The 25,565-nt window shown below is 67.7% G+C and carries 20 protein-coding genes and 1 tRNA gene; 8 read left to right on the forward strand and 13 right to left on the reverse strand.

Annotated elements, in window-relative coordinates; all coding sequences use genetic code 11:
- The first annotated feature begins 57 nt into the window (after positions 1-57).
- Positions 58-3,633 (forward strand): hypothetical protein, encoded by a 3,576-nt coding sequence (locus AAW51_RS06410; protein WP_157359638.1) that lies wholly within the window; start codon positions 58-60, stop codon positions 3,631-3,633.
- A 34-nt stretch (positions 3,634-3,667) separates the two neighbouring features.
- On the opposite strand, the gene AAW51_RS06415 is transcribed toward AAW51_RS06410, so the two are convergent.
- Positions 3,668-4,849, reverse strand: a complete 1,182-nt coding sequence (locus AAW51_RS06415) for a zinc-binding metallopeptidase family protein (protein WP_053013384.1) — start codon at positions 4,847-4,849, stop codon at positions 3,668-3,670.
- Between the two features lie 125 nt (positions 4,850-4,974).
- Positions 4,975-5,049 (reverse strand) — tRNA-Arg (locus tag AAW51_RS06420).
- A gap of 227 nt (positions 5,050-5,276) precedes the next feature.
- On the opposite strand from AAW51_RS06420, the gene AAW51_RS29750 reads away from it, so the two are divergent.
- Positions 5,277-5,417 carry a hypothetical protein gene (locus AAW51_RS29750; RefSeq protein WP_157359640.1) on the forward strand — a complete coding sequence of 47 codons (141 nt, stop codon included), beginning with the start codon at positions 5,277-5,279 and terminating at the stop codon, positions 5,415-5,417.
- Between the two features lie 7 nt (positions 5,418-5,424).
- Here the strand turns inward: AAW51_RS29750 and AAW51_RS06425 are convergent, their stop codons facing one another.
- From AAW51_RS06425 to AAW51_RS06435, 3 genes are all read right to left on the reverse strand, one after another.
- The gene (locus tag AAW51_RS06425) at positions 5,425-9,876 is read right to left on the reverse strand and encodes a translocation/assembly module TamB domain-containing protein (RefSeq protein ID WP_047193942.1); all 4,452 of its coding nucleotides are present in this window, start codon (positions 9,874-9,876) and stop codon (positions 5,425-5,427) included.
- A gap of 95 nt (positions 9,877-9,971) precedes the next feature.
- Positions 9,972-11,849: an autotransporter assembly complex protein TamA gene (locus AAW51_RS06430; RefSeq protein WP_047197492.1), complete on the reverse strand. Its 1,878-nt coding sequence runs from the start codon at positions 11,847-11,849 to the stop codon at positions 9,972-9,974.
- Between the two features lie 31 nt (positions 11,850-11,880).
- Positions 11,881-13,065, reverse strand: coding sequence for a vWA domain-containing protein (locus tag AAW51_RS06435; RefSeq protein WP_047193943.1), 1,185 nt, complete (start codon positions 13,063-13,065; stop codon positions 11,881-11,883).
- A 212-nt stretch (positions 13,066-13,277) separates the two neighbouring features.
- On the opposite strand from AAW51_RS06435, the gene AAW51_RS06440 reads away from it, so the two are divergent.
- Entirely contained in the window at positions 13,278-13,784 is a 507-nt protein-coding gene (locus AAW51_RS06440; RefSeq protein WP_047193944.1) for a hypothetical protein, read from the forward strand.
- A gap of 74 nt (positions 13,785-13,858) precedes the next feature.
- Here AAW51_RS06440 and AAW51_RS06445 read toward each other — a convergent pair whose 3' ends face one another.
- Together AAW51_RS06445 and AAW51_RS06450 are read right to left on the reverse strand one after the other, a co-directional pair.
- Entirely contained in the window at positions 13,859-14,455 is a 597-nt protein-coding gene (locus AAW51_RS06445) for a GNAT family N-acetyltransferase (protein ID WP_047193945.1), read from the reverse strand.
- Positions 14,456-14,465: 10 nt separating this feature from the next.
- On the reverse strand, positions 14,466-15,308 hold the full coding sequence (locus AAW51_RS06450) for an AAA family ATPase (protein ID WP_047193946.1): 843 nt from the start codon (positions 15,306-15,308) through the stop codon (positions 14,466-14,468).
- 100 nt (positions 15,309-15,408) lie between these two features.
- On the opposite strand from AAW51_RS06450, the gene AAW51_RS06455 reads away from it, so the two are divergent.
- Positions 15,409-16,077 (forward strand): c-type cytochrome, encoded by a 669-nt coding sequence (locus AAW51_RS06455; RefSeq protein ID WP_047193947.1) that lies wholly within the window; start codon positions 15,409-15,411, stop codon positions 16,075-16,077.
- A gap of 192 nt (positions 16,078-16,269) precedes the next feature.
- Here the strand turns inward: AAW51_RS06455 and AAW51_RS06460 are convergent, their stop codons facing one another.
- Positions 16,270-16,701: a DUF1841 family protein gene (locus AAW51_RS06460; RefSeq protein ID WP_047193948.1), complete on the reverse strand. Its 432-nt coding sequence runs from the start codon at positions 16,699-16,701 to the stop codon at positions 16,270-16,272.
- A 53-nt stretch (positions 16,702-16,754) separates the two neighbouring features.
- On the opposite strand from AAW51_RS06460, the gene AAW51_RS06465 reads away from it, so the two are divergent.
- Both AAW51_RS06465 and AAW51_RS06470 read left to right on the forward strand, forming a co-directional pair.
- On the forward strand, positions 16,755-17,333 hold the full coding sequence (locus tag AAW51_RS06465) for a malonic semialdehyde reductase (protein ID WP_047193949.1): 579 nt from the start codon (positions 16,755-16,757) through the stop codon (positions 17,331-17,333).
- A gap of 64 nt (positions 17,334-17,397) precedes the next feature.
- Positions 17,398-18,141, forward strand: coding sequence for a sulfite exporter TauE/SafE family protein (locus AAW51_RS06470; protein ID WP_047193950.1), 744 nt, complete (start codon positions 17,398-17,400; stop codon positions 18,139-18,141).
- Positions 18,142-18,166: 25 nt separating this feature from the next.
- On the opposite strand, the gene kefC is transcribed toward AAW51_RS06470, so the two are convergent.
- The 5 genes from kefC to kefF form a co-directional block, all read right to left on the reverse strand.
- Positions 18,167-19,978, reverse strand: coding sequence for a glutathione-regulated potassium-efflux system protein KefC (kefC, locus tag AAW51_RS06475; RefSeq protein WP_047193951.1), 1,812 nt, complete (start codon positions 19,976-19,978; stop codon positions 18,167-18,169).
- A gap of 487 nt (positions 19,979-20,465) precedes the next feature.
- Positions 20,466-21,917, reverse strand: a complete 1,452-nt coding sequence (locus AAW51_RS29755) for a hypothetical protein (RefSeq protein WP_157359642.1) — start codon at positions 21,915-21,917, stop codon at positions 20,466-20,468.
- Positions 21,914-22,333 carry a GtrA family protein gene (locus tag AAW51_RS28970; protein ID WP_083438122.1) on the reverse strand — a complete coding sequence of 140 codons (420 nt, stop codon included), beginning with the start codon at positions 22,331-22,333 and terminating at the stop codon, positions 21,914-21,916. The genes AAW51_RS29755 and AAW51_RS28970 overlap by 4 nt, the downstream gene beginning before the upstream one ends.
- Positions 22,323-23,270: a glycosyltransferase family 2 protein gene (locus AAW51_RS06480; RefSeq protein ID WP_047197493.1), complete on the reverse strand. Its 948-nt coding sequence runs from the start codon at positions 23,268-23,270 to the stop codon at positions 22,323-22,325. The genes AAW51_RS28970 and AAW51_RS06480 overlap by 11 nt, the downstream gene beginning before the upstream one ends.
- Positions 23,271-23,610: 340 nt before the next feature.
- Positions 23,611-24,258, reverse strand: coding sequence for a glutathione-regulated potassium-efflux system oxidoreductase KefF (gene kefF / locus AAW51_RS06485; protein WP_047193952.1), 648 nt, complete (start codon positions 24,256-24,258; stop codon positions 23,611-23,613).
- Between the two features lie 135 nt (positions 24,259-24,393).
- Here kefF and AAW51_RS06490 point away from each other — a divergent pair, with 135 nt between their 5' ends.
- Complete coding sequence (locus tag AAW51_RS06490) at positions 24,394-25,041, forward strand: ParA family protein (protein WP_047193953.1); 648 nt, start codon at positions 24,394-24,396, stop codon at positions 25,039-25,041.
- Positions 25,042-25,051: 10 nt separating this feature from the next.
- Positions 25,052-25,507 carry a MaoC family dehydratase gene (locus tag AAW51_RS06495; RefSeq protein WP_047193954.1) on the forward strand — a complete coding sequence of 152 codons (456 nt, stop codon included), beginning with the start codon at positions 25,052-25,054 and terminating at the stop codon, positions 25,505-25,507.
- Positions 25,508-25,565 lie beyond the last annotated feature (58 nt).

Consider the following 25,565-nt stretch of genomic DNA (forward strand, 5'->3'; position numbering starts at 1 on the left):
TCCTAGATTGCCCCACGGCCGCCGTCCGGCGCGGCGACCAACCTGACGGGGCAGACCATGAAACTGGGGCCAATCTCTCGAAGAGCACCTGACACCGACACCGAGCGTCTCCGCACCCAAGCGCCGGCCAACCCGCCCGCGCCCGTCTCGGCGACAGTCCCGGCAGCGTTGGCCGACCTGAAACGCGCGGGGCCGATCAAGTGGCGCACCAGCCCGCTGACAACGCAGGCGCATCTTGGCCCGACGCGGCCCGACGTACGAGGTCCCGCGCGCCCCTCGGCCGAGGCACTCGCGCTCAGCGGCAAGCGGCTCTCCGCGCTGAAGCAGGAACGTCTGCAAGGCCGTGTGGACGCGGCGACGGCCATGATCACGGCACAGACTCCCGTCGGCAGCGGCGCACCGCAGGCGCCGAAAAGCCGGGACGCCTTCCGCTCGCGCCAGGCCTGTGAGGCTGCCATCACCACCCTGCTCGGCCCGGGCAGCGAGGCGCTGGCCGAGCGCGTGCTCGCGCATGCGGTGCCCGGCCCCTCCGGGCGGCCGTTCGAGCGCCCCTTGATGATCGCGACTGCGCTGCACAAGGTCTGCCATCAAGACACCGCACTCGCCGCGCAGCTGCTCGACGGCCTCGCCGGCGGCGTCGCGTCGTTGCCGCCGGAACAGGCCGTGTTCGCCCACCGCTTGCAGCGCCTGCTGGCCGCCACGCCGGCCGGCATGGACGCGCTCTGCGCGATGGAAGGCGGGCCGGCGACCCCGGCGCTGCGCGAAGCTTATGAGGCCGCGCTGCAGATCTCGAGCCTGTTGCTCGAACGCGGCGTCAACCCCGGCGGCACCGCGTCGCTCGAAGCCTTCCACCGCGTCGCCGTGGCTCACCCCGAGTCGGGCCGCCGCATCGGCGAAGGCGACGACCACCGCGACCGCCTGGCCCACAAGGCGCTGATGTGGGCGATGGCGGTGCGCACCGGCGACATGCACGGCGTCGATGCCACCCATCACGCCGCCTACGTGGCGTGGCAGAACGGCTTTACCGAGAGTGGCAAGAACAGCGACTTCAGCCGGGCACTGCAGCGCTTGCACAAATTCATTCCGTATGCCGAGCGCGGCGAGACCGGCGTCAAGCGACTGACGCCGAAAACCGTGGTGGAAAGCATCGGGCGCGCCTTCGCCAAGCCCTTCGGCAAGGGGTTGTCGCCGATGACGCACATGCGCGAAGGCGCGCAGGGCGCCACGCTCGGCGACCTGAAGACCGAGCAGGAGGCCTTCCGCACCGGGCTCGAGGGGGCGATCCTGCGCCTGCGCGCACCTTTGCATGCGGAAGCCGGGCGACTGATCGGGCTGCCGGCCCGCACCGCCAACGAAGAGGCGGTGCTGAACAGCACGCTCGTCAAGCTGGCGGTGCTCGACCACTGGCGCGAGGTGGGTCGCAAAGACATCAAGCCGCAGGCTCAGGACATCGAGCAGCGCGCCGCGCAGCTGTTCTCGGGGCACCGGGTCGACCCGAGGATCGTGCAGCGCGAGCTGAAGGGCATGGACCACAAGCTCCGGCTCAAGACGCTGGAGGCGTGGGCCCAAGGCGTGGGCGGCCTGGACGGCTTCGGGCAGGACATCGCCAAGCTGCGCGAGACGGCCCGAGGCGAAAAGCAGCGGCCCAAGGTTTTCACGGTGGACGACATGCGTGCGCTGGCGCTCGAGCTGGTGCGGGGCAACGACGTCGCACGCTTCTCCGAGGGCGGCACCACCGGCCTGTCGGTCTCGGCCGGCCTGGGCGTGGCGGGCTTCCAGTCGCCGTCGCTCGGCGCGGGGCCCGACGTCAAGGCCGAGACCGGCCGCCATGCCACGGTGCAGTTCGGCGTGTCGGGCGTGGGCGGCGAGGTCTTCATCGGCACGGAGCGGCGCAAGGCGGCGCATGCCGGCGTCAACGTCTCCCTCGGCTGGCCGGCGGGCTCGCGGGTGGGGATCGGTGCGTCGGTCGGTGCCAAGGTGGGCGGCGAGACGCTGGCAGCCGAGGGCGTGGCGATCCGCACCCGCAAGGGATCCGGCGACGCCTGGAAAGAGAAGACGGCGGAAGTCGTGAACTTCCTGTTCGACCAGGTGCGACCGAGCGACGGGCAGACCCGGCCGGCCGACAAGGCCGACCTGTGGCAGCGCTATGCCGACCGCTACGGCAACGATCCGGACGTCTCGTTCACCTTCGTCAGCCACCAGGCCAAGACGACCAAGGCCGGGGTCAGCGCGGGTGCCGGCGCGAGCGTCAACATCGCGGGGCTGCGATTGGGGCCGTCGGTGTCGGCGGGGTTGGAGCACAACCGGATGTCGGCGCTACGCGACGACCGCGCAGGCAAATGGACGACGACCGTGGCGGGCCAGGGCATCCGCAACAACCTGGCCCTCGGCGCCTCGCTGGCGGCATCGGCCCCGGCGGTGCAATTGGGCCACGCCACTGCACAGGGGGGGCCCGGCGGCCCCAACGGCATCTTCACCACCGCGCCGCCGGTGCAGTCTGTCTCGCTGCCCGGCCTCGCCTTGCTGGGCGCGGGCACCGACATCACACTGCGCACCGAGAACGGCGTCACGCGGTTGACGAAGGAACGGGGGCGCCTCACACCCGAGCTGTGCTCGCAGCAGCGCGAGTTCGGCAGCGCGAACGAATTCATCGCCTATCTCGAAAGCCAGCGCGCACAGTGGGAGCCGGTGATCGGCGAACGCGATGCCGACGGCGTGCTGGTGGGTGGCGCGGCCAAGTTCGACACCTTCTTGCGGGAGGTGAAGGCGCTGGCCGCCAAGGGCAACCAGACCTTCGTCGAAGGGCGCAGCCTGCGGCCGGAAGTGGCCGACCTGATCGACGCCTACCATGCGCAGGCCCAATCACTGCGAGGTGTCGGCGACGTGAACAGCCACCGCGCGCCGCTCGAGCCCGCGGCGGCACTCGAGCTGCAGGCACTCGACCAGGAGATGCACCGTCTGCTGACGGAGCCGTCGAGCTGGCGCCCGTCAGGCGCGTCCGCGTCGGAGGCCACCAGCACGCTGAAGGAAAACGGCGTCGAGCTGGTGCTGAAGCTCACGGCGCGCGGCGAAGCCTCGGCGAACCGGACGCTGGTGAAGCTCTCTGCGGAGCCGAACGCTGCCGAGCCCCCGTCGCGGCCCCTCTCGCAAGCCGCTGAGGCCGCCGTCGTGCTCCCACCGCCGATCGTGGTGGGCGCCGAGACGCCGGTCGGCTCTCGTGCCGAGACGCGCACCACGGCTCAGACTGGCGAGGCAAACGCTGCGGTTCCCCCGTCACAGCTCTCGTCGCAAGCCGCTGAGGCCGCCGTCGTGCTCCCACCGCCGATCGTGGTGGGCGCTGAGACGCCGGTCGGCTCTCGCGCCGGGACGCGCACCACGGCTCGGCCTACCGAACCCAACGCTGCGGTCCCCCCGTCGCGGCTCCCGTCGCAAGGCGCTGAGGCTGCCGTCGTGCTCCCACCGCCGATGGTGGTCGGCGCCGAGACGCCGGTCGGCTCTCGTGCCGAGACGCCCACCACGGCTCAGGCAGCGGAGGAAAACACCGATGCCGCCATCCGAGCGCGCGCCCGGGCGCTGATGGACGAGATTTACGCCGAGGTCGAAGGCCGCGGGTCGCCGGGTTCGGCTTCGTGACGAAAGGCCCGCCGGCGCGTCGCCTCCTGCACCGCTACCGGTCCGCGTGGGCGTCGCGCTGCCGCAGCACCAGGTGCACGAAGTGCAGCTTGCGCACGGCGTCGACCGACAGCACAAAGGGATAGAAGTCGGGCGCGCCCATGCTGCGTGACAGCTCGTTGAGCACGGCGGTCAATTCCACCCAGGCGTTGACGAAGGGCAGGAAGCTGATCTCCTCGCCTTCCTCGTCCCGATACAGGGCGCTGCTGGTGAAGGGTTCGAAGTCGATCTCGACCTGCTCCGAGCCCAGCCCGAAGCTCAAGGCGGTGTCGAGCGTGTCGACCATGTGCAGGTAGTGCGCCCAGGTCTCGGCCCAGTCCTCCCACGGATGCACGCTGGCATAGGCGCTCACGTGGTGCAGCGCCCAGTCGGGCGGCGCGCCTTCGGCATAGTGCCGCTGCAGCGCCGCGGCATAGTCGGCGCGTTCATCGCCGAACAGCTGGCGGAAGGGGATGAGCCAGGGGCTGCCGGCGACCAGGCGGTCCCAATAGTAGTGGCCCACCTCGTGCCGCAAATGCCCCAGGAGCGTGCGGTAGGGCTCGTGCATCTGCTGCCGCATGTGCTCACGCTTGGCGTCGTCGGCCTCGTCGATGTTGAGCGTGATGATGCCGTCGGCATGGCCCGTCATCACCGCCGGCCCACCGGGCAGGCTCTGCAGAAAGTCGAAGGCGAGCCCCTGCTGCGGGTCTTCGGAGAGCTTCGACCGCACCGGCAAGCCGAGCGCCAGCAACGACGACACGAGGCGCCGCTTGGCGGTCTCGATGCGCCCCCACAGCACGCCGTTCTGCGGCAGGCTGAGGTCGGGGATGGTGCGGTTCAGGCGGCAGGCGACGCACAGGCTCTGCGCGGAGGGCACCGGCGCGTCGAGCGGCACCAGCCAGTTGCAGCCCGCCGGTGTCTCGAAGTTGGCGCAGCGCCGATAGCTCGCGCCGGGGTCGCCGCCATCGGCACTGCCGAACAGCTGCCACAAGCCCGCCTCGGCGCCCGGCTTCAGCGGCACCACTTGCGCCAGATCGGGCTCGTAGCCCAGCGGGGTCTGGCAGGCGAGGCACAGGGTGTTGCGGAAGAACACGTGGCGGCCGCATTGGCAGCGGTAGGAGCGGCCGGCGATCAAGGACTGGCGCTGCAGGCGCAGGTCGGTCAATCGGCTGGCGGGCAGCAGGGCGGACGAGGGCATGACGCGGGTTTCGGCAGGGGAAGCAGGCGTCAACCGGGGGAGCAGGGGGCGTGCCCGCAGGGGCAGGAGAGGCGGCGGTCAGCTGCGCAGGGCGGCCGGGTCGAGCGCGCAGCAAAGGCGGCGGGTGGTCCCTCCGACAGGAATCGAACCTGTATCTAGCGCTTAGGAGGCGCTCGTTCTATCCATTGAACTACGGCGGGAGCAGGCGACATTCTAGGGGCAGTCGGGCAGGAAGGCCCCGGGTGGCAATCCTGTGGGCCGCCGGCACCCTCACACCGCGCCGGTCTCCCGCCGTTCGGCCAACCGTCCCGTCGCCGGCCTACCCATCGGGCGATTCCTCGGGCGATCAACAGCGATGCCGCGAGGGCCGCCAAGACGGCTTGGGTGAGCAACACCGCGGTCGCGCCGAAAAAGAGTCGGCGCGCGGGTGCCCGTGTACTACGACCGGCTCGCGCCCCACCGCTCGCACCTGGGCCAAGGGCACGGGTTTCGCGTGGTGTTCGCGGTCTTGTTCAGCCACGCGTTCTTCTGCATCAGCGTCGCCTTGATGCTCGGGTCGTCGCCCTGACGTGTCCTCAATTCCAGCGGAACAGCCACACCAGGTCGACCGCCGAGTCTTCGCCCGACTGGGCCCGCAGCGTGAAGCGCTGCGCGATCCGGTAGATCAGCTGCCACGACCCGGCCGCCGCGCTCAACCCGCGCTCGTAGCCGACGTAGACCCGCTCCGAGATCTGCTTGCCCAGCGTCACCACGGTCTCGGGCACCGCGCCTTCGGTCTGACGCACCGAGATTTCGTCGAGTGGCAGCCGCTTCATGATGCTGTCGTCGCCGCCGCCTTCGCCGGCCAGCAGCGCAAGCGCCGCGCGTTGCAGCAGCAGCGTCTGGTTGCCGGCCAGGCTGTCGTAGCTGCGGCCGGTGATCAGCAGCGCCAGGGTTTCGGTGTCGGGCAACGCCGGGTCGGAGAACAAGCGCACGCGCGGCGCCAAGGCGCTGCCCGCCACCGTCACCCCGACGCGCACGTCGAGGTTGGGGCGCACTGCGACGATGTCCAGCCGCGGGTTGCCAATCTCGCCGACGAAGGTGAAGACACCCCGCTCGATGTCCATCTCCTGGCCGTAAGCCTCGTACTTGCCGTCCTGTGCGCGGATCTCGCCGTGTGCCGCCAGACGCCCGCGCGGTGAGGTGAGCCGGAGTTCACCCGCGATCCGGGTGTCGATGCCGCGGCCGCGCAGCCGGAACCGGTCGCCGAGGTTGACCACCACGTCGAGCGCGAGGGCGCGCGCCGCAGCCGGCTTCGCGCCGTTGCTGCCCTCGGGGTCCTGCGCGTCGGGGTCGACCGGCGCGTCGCCGGGTCGGCGCACCACCACGTCTTCGGACACCGCCGGCGCGTCGGCCCGGCTGATGTCGATCAGACCTTCGTCGGTCCGGAAGCGGCCGTCCACGCCGATGCGCTCCTGGTCGAGTTGCACGGCGGCTTCGCCGGACACCACGACGCGCCGGTCCACCCGGGTCAGCAAGGCGAAGCGGCTCGCGATCAAGCGCAACTGGGCCTGCGGCTGCTCCCCCAGACGGGCGGCGCCGGTCAGCTCCACCGTGCCGTCGCCGGCGGCGAAACGGAAGGTCTCGATGCGCGCCGTGTCGCCCTGGAAGCGGATGTCCACCAACCCCTCGCTCAGCGCGACACCTTGCAAGGCGTTGCGGGCGGTCAGCCGCTGGCCGCGCAGCGCGCCGGTCAGGTTGGGCGCGCCGAACTGCCCCGACAGGTCCACCTGGCCATTGAGCTGGCCGCCCAGCCGCCACCCGGCGGGCACCCAGCCCCCCCAGGTCGCGAGGTTGTCGACCTGCACCTGCAGCTGTCCGTCGAGCGGCGCTTGCGGCTCGGGCCACAGCTGCGTGGCAGCGGTGCGCACCGTCTGCTCGCCGGCCACGCGGCCCAGATTGCTGCCGGCCACCAGCTCGCTGAAGCGCCACACGCCACCGGCCGCCTGCAGGCGCAAGCGCAAATCGCTCAAGCCGAGCGATTGCACGATGCCGTACTCGTTGATCTGCAGGTCGCCGCCCGCCCGGGCAATCTCGATGTCGGCCGTCAGCTCGGGCGCCGCTTTCACGGACACCCGCGCACCCAGCTTCAAGTCGCCGACCCAGCCGAAGTCCGGCTGCACGCGCTGCAGCAGCGGCGCTACGGCGAACGGTTCGATGTCCGCCTCGAGGTTCAGCTCCTGGCGGGTGGCGTCTTGCTGCCAGCGCGCCTCACGCCAGCGCAGCACGGCGCCCAGCACCTCGGCCTGGCCGGGTGACAGCGCGGCGCGTTGCCCGGTGTCGTCACGCATCCATTCGAGCGACACGTCGCGGGTCACGAACAGCGGCAGGCGCTCCGCAGGGGTGGCCGGTGCGGCCCCGCCCTCGAGCGGCCGCAGCGAGAGCTCATCGAGAACGCCGCGCCAGCCGCTCGCGTTCGCCGCGCCGCTGAGCAAGCCGCCGTGCAGGCGGGCCGCCAGGACGAGCGGGGCAGGGTTGGCCGGGCTGCCGACGCTGGCCGAGCCGCCGCCCGCGTCGGTGCCGGTGGAGGCCGCGGCCGCCGCGCGTTGCTGTGCCGGTGGGCGGAGCTGGGCGTCGAGCCGGAAGCGATGGTCGGCGCTACTGCCGTCGCCTTGCAACTCGGCGCTCGGCACTTCGAGTTGCTTCAGCTGCAGTTGTTCGGCGCGCAGTTGTGCCGTCATCGGGGCTTGCGTGTCGGTGCTGGCGTTCCACCGGCCTTGCAGGCGTTGCAACGCCAACAGGTCGCCCAACCGCAGCCCGTCGACCGCCACCTTGCCCTCGGTGTGGATGGTGGGCAGCGGCGGTGGCGGCGTGCTTGCGGCTGGCTTTTGCGGGGGGGTGGAGGCGGGCTTGCCGCGGGCCGCTTTGGCGCCGTTGCCGTTCGCTGGCGCTGGAGCGGCAGCGGCCGCCTGGGCAGCGATCCAGCCGCCCAGCGGGCCGCGCGCCTCGGCATCGAGTTGCGCGCTGCCTTGCAGGCCGGGGATGCCGAAGGCCTGCGCCAGAGGGGCGAGCCGCTGCAGCGTGGGTGCGTCGAGGTGCAGTTCGAGCCGGTCGTCGAGCGCCGCCGACCGGCCGGGCGCCGGCACGCGCAGCAGCGCTTCCAGCCGCGCCGCGTTGCCGGCGGCCTGCAATTCGCTGCGGGCGTCGACTCGGCCGGCGCCGTCGGCCTGGGCGTCCAGGTCCAGCGTGGCGGGCTGGTCGGCCACGATGCTGTCGTGCAGCCGCACCTTCAGGCTGCCGGCGGCGAGGCGCAGCAGCGCCGCGGTGTCGGCGGCCTCGGCCGGCAGCTGGAACTTGAGCGCGGCGTCGCCGTTGAGTTGGGTGCGCGCGCGCCGCCATCCCGCCTCGGCCGGGCCGGGCAGCCACAAGGCGGGATTGAAGGATTGCAAGGTCAGGCCGCCGTCGAGCGCCCATTGTTCGCCCCGCCGCTCGGCATGGCCCTTGGCATCCAGGCGCGCGGCGCCGGCACGGGCCTGTAGCACGTCGAGCTGATATCGGGTCGGCGTGGCCTGCGCCTGTAGGGTCAGCTGTACAGACTGGTCGGCCAAGGCGGCAGGGACGTTGGCGCGGGCGGGCGCGCTGACGGCACCGGCGAGTTGCGCCTTGAGGCGGGCCGACCGGAAGGCCGGTGCCGCCGCCGCCTGGGGGTCGCGGCGCCCGGCGCCCGCGTCCGCCGGGGCGGGCGGCGGCATCTGCAGCGCGACTTCGACCGGGCCGCTCAGCTGCAGCGGGGCCATGCGGCGGTCGAGGGCATCGAGCAGCAGGCCGTCGAGCTGCGTCTTCAGATCGAGCTGTCCGGCGTTCCAGCTGCCCTGGGCGGTCAGGCGGCCCGCCTTGCGCTGGTCGGCGCCGGCCGCCTCGAGTTCGGCCTCGGCCAGGGTCCAGCGATCGCCGACACCGCTGGCACGCACCATCACGCGCCGCAGCGGCAAACGCTTGGCGTCCCACGGGCCGGACTCGGTGTTGCCGATGTCGGCGGAGATACTCATCGGCGCGCCGGGTCGTCCCCCGTCGGCCAGCGACACCAGCGCGGTGCCAGTGAGCGCGGTGGTCGGCGCCTTCACGGCCACCGGCGCGAGGAGGGTGGCCAGGTCCAGTTTCTCGAACTTGGCGTTCAGCTGGGCGACCGGTGTCGGCGCAAAGGGCGTCACTTGTGCGGAGGCGGCCAGCTGTTGCTGCTGCATGTGCAAGGTCAGCTCGGTTTCGAAACGCTCCAATGGCCCCCGCGCGGTCAGCACCATGTCGAGGTGGCGGGCCCACTCGGCGACGGCGCCGGCAAGCGGTTTCGGCTCTGCAGGGGCGGACGCCGGGGCGGCCGGCCGGGCCAACGCGGTGGACGCGGCAGGTGCAGAAGGGGTGGCCGGCGCCTCTGGCGCAGGGACGCCCGGTCCCCGCACATCGATCCGGGCCTGCAGGAGCAGCGGCGCGTCCCCTTGCAACTGCAGGCGGCCCTCGGCCACCACGCCGCTCCAACGCGCGCTGAAGCGGTCGACGCGCTGTTCCACGCCGAGGGTGATGCCCTGGGCGAGCAGGTCGGTCAGCGGTGGCTGCTGGGGGGCGAAGCCGATCTGGTCGATGCGCAGGGTCTGCAGGCGCAGCGCGACCGGCAAGCGCAGCGAGCGGGGGGCCGGTGAGGGCGGTCGCTCTTCGGCGGGTTTCGGGCCCGGCAGCACCTCGACGCCGGCCGCGCTCAGAGAGCGCGCCTGCAGCGTCAGATAGGGAGCGTGCCACTGCCAGTCGTGCACGCGCAGGCCCTGCCATTGCAGGTCGCGCAGCGTCACCCGCGTGGTGCCTGCCATCAGACTCAGGCGCGCGACGCGGAAGTCGCCCAGCAGCGCGCCGTGCACGTCGCGCACGGTGAAGCCGGGCAGTTGGCGGGCCAGCATCGACAGGGCCCATTGCGTGCCGGATTCGCTGTGGGCAATCCATCGCAGGGTTGCGACCAGACCCAGTGCTGCCAGCGCGATCAAGGCCAAGGTGGCCCACAACGCCCGACGCAGTGCACGACGTGCTCGCCGGGGGGCGGTCGGAGCGGGTGGGGGGACGGGTGCGGGGGACGCCCCGGGGCTGGTGCTGTCCATGATCAGAAGCTGGTGCCGACGGTGATGTGCAAACGCACTTTGCCGGTCGCCTCGCCGTAGGCCAGGTCCGCCTTCAGCGGGCCAATCGGGCTGCGCCAGCGTACGCCGAAGCCGTAGCCGCGCGCCGCCTTGTATTCGCGCCAGTTGTCGGCGGCGTTGCCGGCATCGACGAAGACCGCGCCGTACCAGTCGCGCAGTCGTGCCGACAAGGGCCAGTCGAGTTCCACCGAGCCGGCCAGCAGCACCGGCCCGCCGACCACCTCGCCGTCGCGTTCGGGCCCCAGCGTGCGATAGGCATAACCGCGCACCGATTCGTCGCCACCGGCGCGGAACAACAGCGAGTCCGGCACGCCCAGCGTGTCGCGCTTGATCACCTGGCCGGCCTCGGCGCGCAGTTGCAGGAAGCGACGCTCGCCGAGGGGGTGGTAACGCGTGCCGCGCAGGTAGAGCCGGCCGAAGGGCCCGCGGTCGTCCTCGGCGTCATAGGAGACGCCGGCACCGCCGTGGGCGGTGACGATCCAGCCGCGGGTGGGGAAGACGATGTTGTTGACGTCGCGCCAGGTCCATTCATAGTTGCCCCACAGCGCGCGGTCGGTGCGGGTGCTGCCGCTGGTGTCGACCCGGGTCCGGTTGAACTCGAGGTAGTAGAGCCGGTCGATGCGCTCCTGGTCTTGCAGGCGGCCGTAGCGCACCCGCTGGGTGAGGGTGTCGGCGCCGCCGGACGCCAGGTCCTCGTGCATCAGCGACACCAGGTTGCGGTAGCGCTCGGGCTTGGGGTAGGAGAGCAGGTCGAGCGATGCCAGCTTTTCGTCACGGCCGTAGAGCAGCTTGGTGCTGGCCACCCACTCCTGCCCGAAGGGCCGGCGGTGGGTGAATTCGAGGCCGGCGCGGGGGCCCGTGTCGGAGCTGAAGCCGATGCTGAAGGTGGCGGACTTGAGCTTGTTCTCGCGCACGCGCACGACGATGGGCGCGGTGTCGGCACGCGTGACATCGGGGTCGAGTTCGACCGCCACACCTTCGTAGAGGCCCGATTTCTGCAGCGTTTCCTGGTAGTCCAGCAGCATCTTCTCGGTGAACACGTCGCCGAGGTCGAACGGCGCCAGGTTGCGCACCGCCGACTCGGTGGTGCGCTCGATGCCCTCGACGCGGATCTCGCCGATGCGGAACAAGGGCCCGCTGTCGGCGACGATGAAGATGCGCACCTTGTGCGTCGTGGCGTCGACCTGCGCGACGGTACCGGCATAGGTGGCGGCCGGGTAGCCCTCGCCGCGCAGGCTGGTCAGCAAACCGTTCTTGGCGGCCGTCCAGGCCGCCTGGGTGAACACGGCGCCGGGCTTGAGCGGCCAGCGGTTGCGCAGGCCGCGGTCGCGCCGCATCGTGCGCGGGTCTTCTTTTTCGAGCGCTTCCTGGAAGTCGCCTTGCAATTCCAGCGTCAGCCGGTCGACGGTGGCCCGCGGGCCGGGGCGCACGGTGACGACGATCAGCGCCGGCGTGCCGGGGTTGGCCGCCGGCTCGCGGCGCACGTCCACCTCGGCGCCGAAATAGCCCTCGGTCTCGAGCAGCGCCCGCGCCTGGGCCGGCGTCGCGCTCATCAAGCGGCCGACTTCGACTTCGGTGATGTCGGGCTCGCTGCGGAAACGCGCCAGGTCGAGGTGCAGCAGCAGCAGGTCGTCGAGGTTGTCCGGGGCTTCGATGCGCAAACGGTAGGCGGTGCCGCTGCGGGTGGTGGCGGCGCGCTCGCCGGTGGGCGGCGGCGGCGCCGACGCGGCATCAGCGGGCGGCGCGGCCTCGTCGACTTCCTGGGCCTGCAATGGCCCGGCCGACAGCGCCAGGCCCAGCCCGGCGAAGGTCAGCCAGCGGACGTAGCCTGTCCACGGCATGCTCATTCGGGTTGACGCGGCATCGTCATCATCACTTGCTGAGCAGCCGCATGGCGGATTCGAGCCCGGCCAGCGTCAGCGGGAACATGCGCTGGTTCATGATCTGCTGGATCACCGCGATCGACTGGCGGTAGTCCCACACACCTTGCGGCTCCGGGTTGATCCAGGCGTACTTCGGGAACGCATGCGTCAGGCGTTGCAGCCATTCGGCACCCGGTTCCTCGTTGTTGTATTCGACGCTGCCGCCGGGCTGCAGGATCTCGTAAGGGCTCATCGTGGCGTCGCCGATGAAGATCAGCTTGTAGTCCTTGTTGTACTTGCGGATCACGTCCCAGGTCGGGAACTTCTCGCTGTAGCGGCGGCGGTTGTTCTTCCACATGTAGTCGTAGACGCAGTTGTGGAAGTAATAGAACTCGAGGTGCTTGAACTCGGCCTTGGCGGCGCTGAACAGTTCTTCGACCCGGTGGATGTGCTCGTCCATCGTGCCGCCGACGTCCATCAGCAGCAGCACCTTCACGTTGTTGTGACGCTCGGGCACCATCTTGATGTCGAGGTAACCGGCGTTGGCCGCGGTGGCGCGAATGGTGTCGTCGAGGTCGAGTTCTTCGTGCGCGCCTTCGCGGGCGAAGCGGCGCAGACGGCGCAAGGCCACCTTGATGTTGCGTGTGCCGAGTTCGAGGCCGTCGTCGTAGTCCTTGAACTGGCGCTGGTCCCACACCTTCACCGCGCTGCGGTTGCGCGACTTGTCCTGCCCGATGCGGATGCCCTGGGGGTTGTAGCCATAGGCGCCGAACGGCGAGGTGCCGCCGGTGCCGATGTAGCGGCTGCCGCCCTCGTGGCGCTCTTTCTGCTTCTCGAACAGCTCGCGCAGGCGTTTCATCATCTCGTCCCAGCCGAGCTTCTCGATCTGCGCCTTTTCTTCGGGCGACAGGTCGAGTTCGAGCCGCTTTTGCAGCCACTCGAGGGGGATGTCCTTGGTGAAGTCGGTCAGCAGCTCGACACCTTTGAAGTAAGCGCCGAAGGCCCGGTCGAACTTGTCGAAGTTGGCTTCATCCTTCACCAGCGTGGTGCGGGAGAGGTAATAAAACTTGTCGACCGTGGGGCCGCCTTCGTCGTCGATCACGCCGCTCTTGATGGCTTCGAGCAGCGTCAGGTATTCCTTGATCGAGACCGGCAGCTTGGCCGTGCGCAGCGTGAAGAAGAAGTCGATCAGCATGTGGGGTGCCTCGAGGTTGGCGTTATTGTGGCCCGGGCCGGGCCTTCGATGTGCAAGCAGACGCTCACTGGACAGGGCCGTAAAGCTTGCCGCGGCCGGCGGCAAAGGCTGCCGGGACGCCGGCCGGGGCGCGACACCCCCGCGGCTGCGGGCCCCCGGCACGGTGATTGCCGTGGAGCGGCGACGCTACTTCCCAACTCTGTATCTACGCTATGAGCACCACCACACGACACACCGGCAGCGCCCTGATCACGCGTGAAATGGCGCAGCGCGCCGTCGAGCTGGCCCTGCCCATCCTCGACGCGTCGACGCGCGACGAGCGCATCAACCAGAGCGGCTTTCTGTATGTGGTCATCACCGACCCGACACGCACGCCGATGAACGCGAGCTTCGACGAGGCCATCCTGTACGAACAGGCCATCGGCGGGCCGCGCGAGAAGTGGGACGCCGACTACGCCGCCTTCGCACGTGCCAAGACCCGCGTCAGCTGGGAGCATGGCCGCGACAGCTTCCGCGTGCAGATGGACGAACCTTACCGTCTGCGCTCGGGCGACACGACGCTGTGGGGCAGCGTTTGCCTGGACGGCATCGTGGTGGGCGTGAGCGGCGGCGAGGCGGCCTTCGACGAGGCGTTCGCCGGCACGGTGGCGATGCTGCTGCGAGCGCTGGCCAAGATGGCCTACAAGGAGCGCTCGGCGAAGGAGCTGTTCTACGCCTGAGCGGCCGCCTTCGACGGCCCGCCGCCCGCGACGTGTCGCTGTATCCATCGTGTTGACTCAACGGCCGCCGCAGTTCAGCGCGGCCGCTCCAACTGCCACGTCAGGTGCCGCTTCACCGTGGGCCATTCGGCCGCGACGATGCTGTAGACCGCCGTGTCGCGCAAGGTGCCGTCGGGCATCACCTGATGCGAGCGCAGCACGCCGTCCAGCTTGGCGCCCAGACGCTCGATCGCCCGGCGGCTGGCGTGGTTCATGAAATGGGTGCGGAACTCCACCGCGATGCAGCCCAGCGTCTCGAAGGCGTGGCCGAGCAGCAGCCGCTTGCATTCGGTGTTCAGGGCGCTGCGCTGGACCGAGGCGGCGTACCAGGTGCTGCCGATCTCGAGCCGACGGTGCGCGGCTTCGATGTGCATGTAGGTGGTCATGCCGACCACCCGGTCGTCCGACAGCCGCCGCACCGCGAAGGGCAGCATACTGCCGCGCGCCTGCAGCCCGAGCCGGCGTTCGACCTCGGCCTGCATATGCTCCGGTGGCGCCACCTGGGTGTACCAGAGCTCCCACAGGCGGCCGTCCTGCACCGCCTCGGCCAACGCCGGCACGTGATCGAGCGACAGCGGTTCGAGCCGGGCGTGACGGCCGGCCAGCGTGACCGGCGTGACGTCGAAGGCCATCGCCGCCGGCTCAGCGGTTGTGCCGCTGCATGAAGACCAGCTTCTCGAACAGCGACACGTCCTGCTCGTTCTTCAGCAGGGCACCCACCAGCGGCGGCACCGCCACCTTGTCGTCCTTGCTCTGCAGCGCTTCGGGCGGGATGTCTTCGGCCACCAGCAGCTTCAGCCAGTCGAGCAGTTCGCTGGTCGACGGCTTTTTCTTCAGGCCCGGCAGGTTGCGCACGTCGTAGAAGTTCTTCAGCGCCGCACCCAGCAACTCCTGCTTGAGGCCGGGGAAGTGCACCTGGACGATGCTCTTCATGGTGTCGGCGTCGGGGAAGCGGATGTAGTGGAAGAAACAGCGGCGCAAGAAGGCGTCGGGCAGTTCCTTCTCGTTGTTCGATGTGATGAACACCAGTGGCCGGTGCTTGGCCCGGATCATCTGCCGCGTCTCGTAGACGTAGAACTCCATCCGGTCGAGTTCGCGCAGCAAGTCGTTGGGGAACTCGATGTCGGCCTTGTCGATCTCGTCGATCAACAGCGCCACCGGCTGCTCGGCCTCGAAGGCCTGCCACAGCACACCCTTGACGATGTAGTTGTGGATGTCCTTGACCCGCTCGTCGCCCAGCTGGCTGTCACGCAAGCGGCTCACCGCGTCGTATTCGTACAGGCCCTGCTGTGCTTTGGTGGTGGACTTGACGTGCCACTGCAACAGCGGCATGCCCAGCGCTTGTGCCACTTCTTCGGCCAACATCGTCTTGCCGGTGCCGGGCTCGCCCTTCACCAACAACGGACGCTTGAGCGTCAGCGCGGCGTTCACCGCGAGCATCAGGTCGTCGGTGGCGACGTAGTTCTGTGAACCTTTGAACTTCATGGAATCTGTTCGGGATCAATGAGTTAGCAGGGTGCGGCCAGTATAAGAGGGCCGCCTATAATGCGGGGTTGATTCAAATTTCCAGGCTCTGCGCAACCCCATGAAAAAAGTGCTTTCCACGATGATGGTGCTGGCCGCATTGGCTGGCGTTCACGGCGCTGCTTCGGCGCAGACCCTCAAGGCCGACGCCAAGTCGGGCTCGATGAAGGTCGCGATGTGCATCGGCTGCCACAGCATTCCGGGCTACCAGTCGAGCTTTCCCGAGGTGCACAAGGTGCCGATGATCGCCGGGCAGACCGCCGGCTACATCGCCGCGTCGCTGAACGCGTACAAGAAGGGCGAGCGCAAGCACCCGACCATGCGCGGCATCGCGGAGTCGCTGACCGACCAGGACATCGCCGACATCTCGGCCTATTACGAAGAGCTGGGCAACAAGGCCGGCGGCGGCCAGGCGCCGGCCCAGCCGCAGGCGGCGCCGGCCGCGGTGGCCGAGCTGCTGAAGAAGGGCGCCTGCGTGTCGTGCCACGGCGAGAACTTCAACAAGCCGATCGACGCCAGCTATCCCAAGATTGCAGGTCAGCATTCCGACTACCTGTTCGTGGCCCTCAAGGCCTACAAGACCGACACCAACCCCCATGTGGGGCGCTCCAACGCCATCATGGCCGGCCAGGCCAAACAGTTCAGCAATGCAGAACTGAAGGCGATGGCCCAGTACCTCGGCTCGCTGCCCGGCGACGTCAAGGTGGTGCCGCAAGACCGCTTCCGCTGATCGAATCGGGGGGCTGCCGCCCGGGCGGCTTGCCTCTCTGCGCCACAGCCGCTGCCGTTGCAGCGGCTGTTTCGTTTCGAGCGCCGGTCCCGGGGAAAGCCACTCCTGATTCAGTGGACTAGCGTAGTGGTTGTCGTGCGCCGGCGGTGTCCGCTGCGCGACAGGCTGGCCGGGGCGGCCTGCTAGCGGGCCTCAACGTGTCGCCCGCCGGCGCACGCAGTCGATATACGCCTCGCCGTCGGGCGGCTGCCCGCTGCGCTGCGAGGCCCAGATCATCTCCCCCAGGCATTCCATCACCTCGTGCTGTGCGTCGTGCGCCGAGCCGAGCTTGTGCGCCAGCAGTTCGTAGGCTTGCTTGATGCCGCGCGGCTGGTCGATGCCGATCTGTTCTGAGATGGACAAATGCATCGCCAGGTGCAAAAACGGGTTGGTGCGCCCCTCCTCGACCTCGTAGCTCGCGGCCAGCGCCGCGTCGAGATCGGCCAGGTCGCCGTGGTATTCGGGGTGCTCGGCGATCCAGTCGGCGGCGATGGCCTCGATCGGCGTCAGCGGGCTGCCGTCGCGGTGTTTGCGGTAGGCCTCGCAGAAGAACTGCCGTACTTCGTGTTGGGATGGAGCGAACATCGGACAATTCTCGCTCCTTTGGTTTCACCCCGGGTCAACCCGGCAAGGCCACCATGAACATCACGACTGAACAGCTTTTCGACAACGCCCGCACCCACAACGTGTGGCGCGACGAACCCGTGCCGGACGCACTGCTCCAGCGCCTGTACGACCTGGTCAAGTTCGGCCCCACCTCGGCCAACTGCAGCCCGGCGCGTTTCCTGTTCCTCAGGAGCCCCGAGGCCAAGGCGCGATTGGTGCCGCTGATGGACGAGGGCAACCGCGCCAAGACAGCCGCGGCGCCGGTGACGGTCATCGTCGGGATGGACCTCACCTTCTACGAGAAGCTGCCGCAGCTGTTCCCCCACAACCCGACCGCCCGCTCCTGGTTCGAAGGCAACCCGGCCAAGATCGAGCAGACGGCGTTTCGCAACTCCAGCCTGCAGGGCGGCTATTTCATCCTGGCCGCACGGGCCCTCGGGCTCGATTGCGGGCCGATGAGCGGCTTCAACGCCGCGGCGGTCGACGCGGAGTTCTGGGGTGGCACCTCGATCAAGACCAACTTCATCTGCAGCCTGGGCCACGGCGATCCGAGCGGGCTGTTCCCGCGCAGCCCGCGGTTGGCCTTCGACGAGGCGTGCGGCCTCTTGTGACGGGCCGCTTGCCTGCTGATCGAGCGGGCCGGCCTGCTGCGGCGCCGTCGAGCGGGCTGGCGGCATGATCGACGACCCGTGGTTCTACGCCGCCGCCGTGCCGGCGGTGCTGCTGATGGGCTTGTCCAAGAGCGGCTTCGGCGCCGGTTTCGGATCGCTCGCGGTGCCCATCATGGCGCTCGCGATCCCGGTGCCGCAGGCGGCCGCCATCATGCTGCCGCTGCTGGCAGTGATGGATGTGCTGGGCGTGATCGCCTACGCGAAGGCGGCTGACCGGAGCCTGTTGCGGCTGCTGCTGCCGGCCGGGCTGGTCGGCACCGTGCTCGGCACGCTGCTGTTCGGCGTGCTGTCGGCACGTTCGGTGGCGGCCATCGTCGGCGCCCTGACGTTGGTGTTCCTGGCCCAGCGCCTGCTGTTTCCGCCCCGCGCCGACGCGCGGGCGCCCAGGCGCTGGCTGGGCGTCGTGCTCGGCGTCGCATCGGGCTTCACCAGCTTCGTCGCGCACGCGGGCGCACCGCCGGTGAGTGCCTACGTGCTGCCCTTGCGGCTGCCACCGGTGACCTTCTCGGCGACCATGGCGGTGTTTTTCGCGGTCGTCAACGCGTCGAAGTGGGGCCCCTATGCCTGGTTGGGCCTGATCGACCTGCGCAACATGGCCACCGCCCTGGTGCTGATGCCGCTCGCGCCGCTCGGCGTCTGGGTCGGCGTGCGGCTGGTGCGCCACGTGCGGCCCGACTGGTTCTACCGCCTGGTCTACCTGGGCATGTTCCTGACCGGCGTGAAGCTGCTGTGGGACGGGCTGGCCTGACCGGCGGCCCGCCCGTACCGCCGCGTCACTGCCCCCAGCCCTCGCGGCGCCGTTGCTCACGGCTTTGCCGCTCCTGCGCGAACAAGTCTTCCAGCTGCTGGCGGCCTTGTTTGGCGATCGCGATCAGCTGGGCCTGGTCGCGGTAATGCGGCAGTTGCGCCTCGAGCTGGTCCAGCGTGTGGCGCCGAAAGCGCAAGGCCAGCTGGCGGGCATGGTGGGGCATCCAGCCCATCTGCTCCAGCACGCTGCGCCCGCTCATCAGCGCCGAGTCGAGCGTTTCGCGCTCGATCAGCGTCACGCCGCGCTGGCGCAGTTCGAACCAGTGGGTCACGTTGCGGGCGCGAGCGACGACGGTGAGGTGGGGGAAGTGCTCGCGCGCCAGGTCGGCCACCTTCAGGCTTTGCTCGATGTCGTCGACCGCGATCACCAGCACGCGCGCCTGGGCGGCGCCTGCGATGCGCAACAGGTCGAGCCGGGTCGCGTCCCCATAGAACACGCGCCAACCGAAGCGGCGCACGGCGGCCACCTGCTCGGCGTCGTGGTCGAGCACGGTCGGCTGCAGGCCGTTGGCGTAGAGCAAGCGGCCGATGATGCCGCCGTAGCGGCCGAAGCCGGCGATGATCACCGGCGCTTCCTGCGGCTCGTTGAGCTCCGACATCGCCGGCTTGTCGTCGGCCAGCCGGGGCAGCAGCCAGCGGTCCACGGCGACCAGCAGCAGCGGCGTCAGCAGCATCGACAGCGCCACCGCGGCCAGCAGCAACGAGGCGGTGGCCGGCTCGATGGCGCGCGCCTGGGTGGCCGCCTGGAACACCACGAAACCGAACTCGCCGCCCTGCGCCATCAGCAAGATGAACACCGGCCGCTCGCCGCGCGGCAGCGGGATGGTGCGGGCGATGGCCCACATCACCAGCAGCTTGGCGAACAGAAAGCCGGCGACGATCAACGCTACGCGGGCGGGATGTTGCAGCACCACGCCGAAGTCGATCGAGGTGCCGACGGCGATGAAAAACAGGCCCAGCAGCAGCCCCTTGAACGGCTCCAGATCGGTTTCCAGCTCGCGCCGGTACTCGCTTTCCGCCAGCAGCACACCGGCCAGGAAGGCCCCCAGCGCCATCGACAGCTGCACCGCCTGCATCAGCGTGGCGATGGCCACCACCAGCAGCAGCGCCGCCGCAGTGAAGATCTCGGGCGTCTTGCTCTTGGCGATCCAGCGCAGCGCCGGCCGCAACAGCAAACGCCCGCCGAGCACGATGGCGACGATCACGCCGACCGCCTTGGCCGCCGCCCAGTGCGCCGGGGTGTCACGGTGCACCGCGTCGGCGACGCCGAGCAGCGGCACCAGGGCCAGGATGGGGATGGCAGCCATGTCCTGCAGCAACGCGATCGACAGCACCGACTGGCCTGACCGGGTGCCCTTGAGGTTGCGCTCGTCGAGCGCCGCCAGCGCGATCGCGGTCGACGACATCGCCAGGCCCAGCGACGCCACCAGCGCCACTGGCCAGGTCAGCCCGGCGGCCACCGCGCCGGCGAAGATCAGCCCGGTGCAGCCGATCATCTGCGCGCTGCCCCAGCCGAAGATCGGCCGGCGCATCGCCCACAGCCGGCGCGGCTCCAGTTCCAGGCCGATCAGGAACAACATCAAGACCACGCCGAACTCGGCGAAATGCAGGATCTGCTGCGGGTCGGTGACCAGCTTCAGACCCGAGGGGCCGATGGCGATACCGGCGCCCAGGTAGCCGATGATGGCGCCCAGGCCCAGGTAGCGGGCCAGCGGCACGGCGATGACGGCAGCGGCGAGATAGATGAGCGAACTGCTCAGCCAGGAGTGCGATTCCATGCGGGTCTCTGAAGGGGCCAGCTGTGAAGCTTCAATAGGTCGTATCGGGCGTTCATCCCCGGCGGAGCGGGAGAGACTGGAGACGGCCTCACCGTCAGTTCTCAACCAAGTCAACCGGACGAAGACCCATAAGCATGCCTGACTTGTGTACGCCCGCCGTTCGGAGATCGCCAGACGGATGAACGAAGCAGGTCGCAGGGCCGGTCAAGCCCCGCTATGGCGCCTCGCTACCGACCACGCCCAGCTGGCGGGGCGGTACCGGGCCGCCAGCTGGGTGGCGAAGCGACTCTGACCGCCGGGGCCGGCGACGCCGGACTGGGCGTCATGGGCTATGAGGCTGTAGAAGACGGACACGCTCCACACAGGCCACTGGCGCTGCTCGAAGTCCTCGCCCTCGCGGCTGGCACAGACTCGGACTTTGGCCGCATAAAAGAGGTCACTACCTTCACGCGCGCGGCAAGGGCCCGGTAAATGACGTGACAAGGCGCTATACGGGAAACAGCGCCGTGATCAAAAGACCGACCACTATAAGGGCGCAGGAGAGGCTTATACCAATAGGTGCAGAGCGCCACGACTCTCCTTGCCGGGAGCGATGACTTGCTGCATTCAAGTAAATGACTACTGCGGCTATGGAGATGCTGATGTAGCTCCAATAGAAGTAGCGCAGGTCCGACGCGACGCCAAGAGGAAAATAACTTAATGCATAAATTGTGGCGGAGCAAAGCATCGCATACGAAAACTGTATGGTATTGGATGCGGAGCGCCATCGCGAAACCACCCATGCCATGCAGGCGATAGCAATAAAGCAAAACACCCATGGACGGAAGACTTTCGCCAGTTCTGTGCTATAGGCAATCACCGCCACCGTAAGCAGCGAATGCTTCGGTGCTTTCTGAACTTCTCCACCGACGATCGTGGCTGCGTCCTTTATTGATCGCCCCTGCGTGGGCTTTCTGAGAAAATTCTGATAACTCTGCAGCCTGCTCTGTAAATATTCTTTCGGGTGCGAAATGATTTGGTCGAGCCACACGCGCGTCAGCTCGGCCGAGCCCCAGAAACCCTGATCTCGCAACTTTTGCGTCACGAAGCTGCAATCGGCGCGCGGCGGCGCTGCGCTCCATATATAGTTGTCCCATGAGTGACGAGTAAAACACTCATCGGTGATCTTTTTCGATTCTTCTGGCGTCCAGGTCCCAGGGAACGCATTTTTCCCTGTGTAATGAGAAATGCCCCCGAGGTTGTATATCTGAATGGAAGTTTCGGCCTGATCCCTTCCCACATCCATCAACTTGTTCAGTCCGACTGCGGCTGCTGCAAAGAGACAAACGGCCACGACGGCCCGCCCCATCGTTTTCCAAGTGGACTCATCGCGCAGGGCCCACACGAGTAATGGAAAGCTGGCAAATATGGAATTGGGCCTCGCCAGCGTGCCAGCCAAGATCAGTAGCACCGACAAGGCGCGAATCAGTATGCTCGCCGGTCGCGCTTTCCCGTCATCGTTTATTAAAATCCCACACGCCAATGTCCACAGTGCTGCGTGGAGCACATCCTTCCAGATCATGCCGGAGAAATTCAGCACAACCGGTAGTAGAGGGACAACAAAAACAAGAAGCCCTCGATAGGAAACTTGCGAAGTGAGCCGGAAGGCAAAGAGCGCGACGCCTCCCCAAAGGCCTGCCGATATCAGGGCAAGCATGCCGATCGCATCAGGTAGGACAGGCAGCAGGGTGGACCACAGCATGGCCATGAACGGCGGGTGCCAATCACTATACTGATGACGCAGTGCTTGCGAGTACTGGTCGACAGCGTCGGATGTTAAAAATCCTGGATAAAATACATAGAAATTAAATAGGAAGCCCGCGATCGCCAAGGCTGTCAAAATCAATCTGCAGTTTTTGATCTGCACGACCGGGAATTTTGGCTGTAGGGCGTTACTCATTGTGGATTCTGAGTGCGGCTGGGAGGCTTGAATACCCATAGCTTGGCGGACGAAAAATTGACAAACATGCCCGCTACCGAGCCTGCAGCGACGGCCAAAAGGGCGGCGCTTTCGTCTGGAGGGAGCAGACGGAGTGCCAGCGCGTAAGTGGCGTAATTGCAAACGCCGCCAAGTGACATGGCTAAAAAATATTGCTGCCACTCGCGCCACAGGGAAATTGGTTTGCGCTGAGTGAATGTAAAGCGTCGATTTATTTGCCAGGTAGCAATGACAGCGCAAACAAATGAGATGACGCGACCAATATAGGGGCCAAATCCAATATTGAGTGTCACATATAAAATGCCGGCATCGACGGCGAATCCAATGATGCCGACGACTGCGAACCGAAGAAATTGAGCGTAGGTGTTACCTGCCACGTTGCATTCTCGATACAGGCGACATGGCGAGGTACGCAAAACGTTTCATTTCATAGCGACCTCTTGTCACGGTATCGAGAACAATTCCGCAAATCAACAAGATGGCGCCCAGCAGCATCAGACCGCTGCTGAGAATAATGGTTGGAATTCGCGGAACCAGGCCAGTCTCAAGATAGGTTTCAAAGGCAGGCACGGCCAAAGCGACGGAAAGTATCACGCAAATGAGAAAGCCGATAAAAAAGAAGGCAAAGGGCTTTTCTGATTTGAACAACTTCAAGATGGTCGTCAGAATTCGAAACCCGTCCCGATAGGTATTGAGTTTGCTCTCCGATCCTTCCGGGCGGGATTTGTAATTCGTTTCGATTTCTGCAACCGGCATGCGCATGCTGAGCGCATGGACCGCCAACTCTGTTTCGATTTCGAATCCCGCGGAATGGGCGGGAAAAGTCTTAGCATAACGCCGTGAGAACACGCGATAGCCGGAGAGCATATCTTTGAATGTCTTGCCGAAGATCGTGGCCGCACACTGCGTCAGCAAGACGTTGCCAAACCTGTGACCCAGGCGATAGGCAGCTTGTTCATCGCTCAACCGCGACCCAACGACCATATCGAGGCCGTTTTCAAGTAGCGCGTCGATGAGCTGGGGAGCTGCGGCCGCATCATAGGTCGCGTCCCCGTCGACCATCACATATACATCTGCGTCCACATCCGCGAACATGCGGCGCACCACGTTCCCTTTTCCCTGCAAGGGAACCTTGATGACACGGGCGCCAGCCCTGTTTGCGACTTCGGACGTTGCATCCGTGGAGTTATTGTCAAAAACATAGACGTCGGCGTCGGGAAGGCTGGTTTTGAAGTCGTGAATCACCGTGGCGATAGCGGCAGCTTCGTTGTAGCACGGGATTACAACTGCAATTCGGGCTGTTGAGACTTTCATAAGTAGTAACAATATCATAGTCCGCCCCGCTTTCAGCACGCCTGCCCATGCTGCAGGGCTACTGTCGAACGCTCTTAGGTTTGTGCCACACGGCCTGGCCCGAAGAGGCGTGCCGTAAGCTTCGCCGTCAGGTGGACAGGCGTATTACCGCGGGAGCTGGCGGTTCTGATGCTGGGCGAGAACTGCCCGGGCGGCGGGCCTCCCGCGCAGCAGCCCTCCCGGGCAGCCCGAGGCGAGCGCTCGTGGCCCTCCATCGGCCTCCGACAGCGTCGGTACGCGGGCGGGTCTCCGGGCTCAGCTCGTCAAGACACCACCTCTTGGCGCTTGAGGGCAAGCGGGTTCAAGCGGCGGGGCGGGCGGAAGGCGGGACCTCACACGCCGGGCAGACGTCAAGCTGCGCCAGTTCCGGCCAGTCGGGGTAGCTCGCCAGACGCTCTCGAAACACCTGCACATGCCCGCGCAGCGTGCCGGCGTCGACGGTCTGCGCGCCGTGCAGCACCAGCGGCGGCAAGAAGCGCATGCCGCACAAGACGGCGGTTTGCTCGTAAGGCGGCAAGAAGGCGTCGAAGAAATAGCGGTTGTAGCTGCCGGGGTGGTAGGAGCTTTCCGGGCCGCCGGTGGAGGTCACCAGCCACACGTCCTTGCCCCGCAGGTGATCGCCGCTACGCCCGTAGGCCCAGCCATAGGTGAGCACCTCGTCCAGCCACAGCTTCATCAGCGGTGGCATGCTGTACCACTGCAGCGGGTGCAGCCACACCACCAGCTGGGCACTGGCCAGCGCGGCCTGCTCGGCTCCCACGTCGATCAGGTAGTCCGGGTAGAGGGCGTAGAGGTCGCGCACCTGCACCACCTCCGGCGGCAGCGCGCGGGCGGCCGCGAGCAGGCTGCGGGTGACGTTGGAGAGGTGCAGGTGCGGGTGCGCGGCCAGCAGCACGATGCGGGGCTCGGGCGGTTGCTGGGGCGGGGTCTCGGACGGGTCTTGGGCCATCGGCTGTCGCAAAGGTGACGGGCAGTCTTGTGGTTTGTCTTGATGCTGGGGGCATGACCAGCACCGCTAACATTAGAAGCCATCTTTGCAGCTTGGCCATTTCCGGCCGGGCAGGGGCGACAGGCGGAGGGTTCGATGCCGGTGATCGTGGTAGCCAATCCCAAGGGCGGCGTCGGCAAGTCGACGCTGGCCACCCATGTCGCCGCCTATTTTGCGCACCAGGGGCACCAGGTGATGCTGGGCGATGTCGACCGCCAGCAGTCGTCGCGCACCTGGCTGTCGCTGCGCCCGTCGCAGGCGGTGCCCATCCTCGGCTGGGAGGTGCGGCAGCAAACCCGGTTGACGCCGCCCAAGGGCACGACACACGCGGTGCTCGACACGCCCGCCGGCCTGCACGGCAAGCGCCTCGACCATGTGATGCAGCTGGCCGACCGCATCCTGGTGCCCTTGCAGCCCAGCATCTTCGACATCTACGCGACGCGCGCCTTCCTCGACGAGGTGCTGGCGCACCGCAAGTCGAGCCGGGTGCCGGTGGGCCTGGTCGGCATGCGGGTGCGCGAGGGCACCATTGCGGCCGACCAGCTGAAGGCCTTCGTCGCGACGCTGGAGGTGCCGGTGGTCGCTTACCTGCGCGACACGCAGCACTACATCCAGCTGGCAGCACACGGCCTCACGTTGTGGGACGTCGCGCCGAGTCGGGTCGAAAAAGACCTGGCCCAATGGCGCCCGATCGTCGACTGGCTACAAGGCGCTCCTGCTCCTTCTCCTGCTTCTTCCACTTGATAGCGACCTCATGAACACCTTCGAGAACCTGCAAGACCTTGAATCCCAGGTCGGACAACCGCTCGGCACCAGCGACTGGATCAGCGTCGACCAGGCCCGCATCAACCAGTTCGCCGAGGCCACCGGCGACCACCAGTGGATCCACCTCGATGCCGAGCGCGCCAAGCAAGGCCCGTTCGGTACCACCATCGCGCACGGCTTCCTGACGCTCAGCCTGCTGCCGGCCTTCTTCGCGAGCGGGTTCGAGGTGCGCAACTCGCGCATGGGCGTCAACTACGGCCTCAACAAGGTGCGCTTTCCGGCGCCGGTGCCGGTGAACAGCCGGCTGCGCGCGCATTTCAAGCTGCTGTCGTACGAGACCGTCGACAACGGCGGCGTGCAGCTGACGGTCGAGGTGAGCGTCGAGCGCGAAGGTTCGCCCAAGCCGGTGTGCGTCGCCGAGTCGATCACGCGGCGCTATCCCTGACGCCTGCGGCGCTGCGCGAGGGGTGGGTATCCCCCGCTTGCGCCGCGACGTTGCCGAC

It is taken from the genome of Caldimonas brevitalea (assembly GCF_001017435.1).
Classification (GTDB): domain Bacteria; phylum Pseudomonadota; class Gammaproteobacteria; order Burkholderiales; family Burkholderiaceae_C; genus Caldimonas; species Caldimonas brevitalea.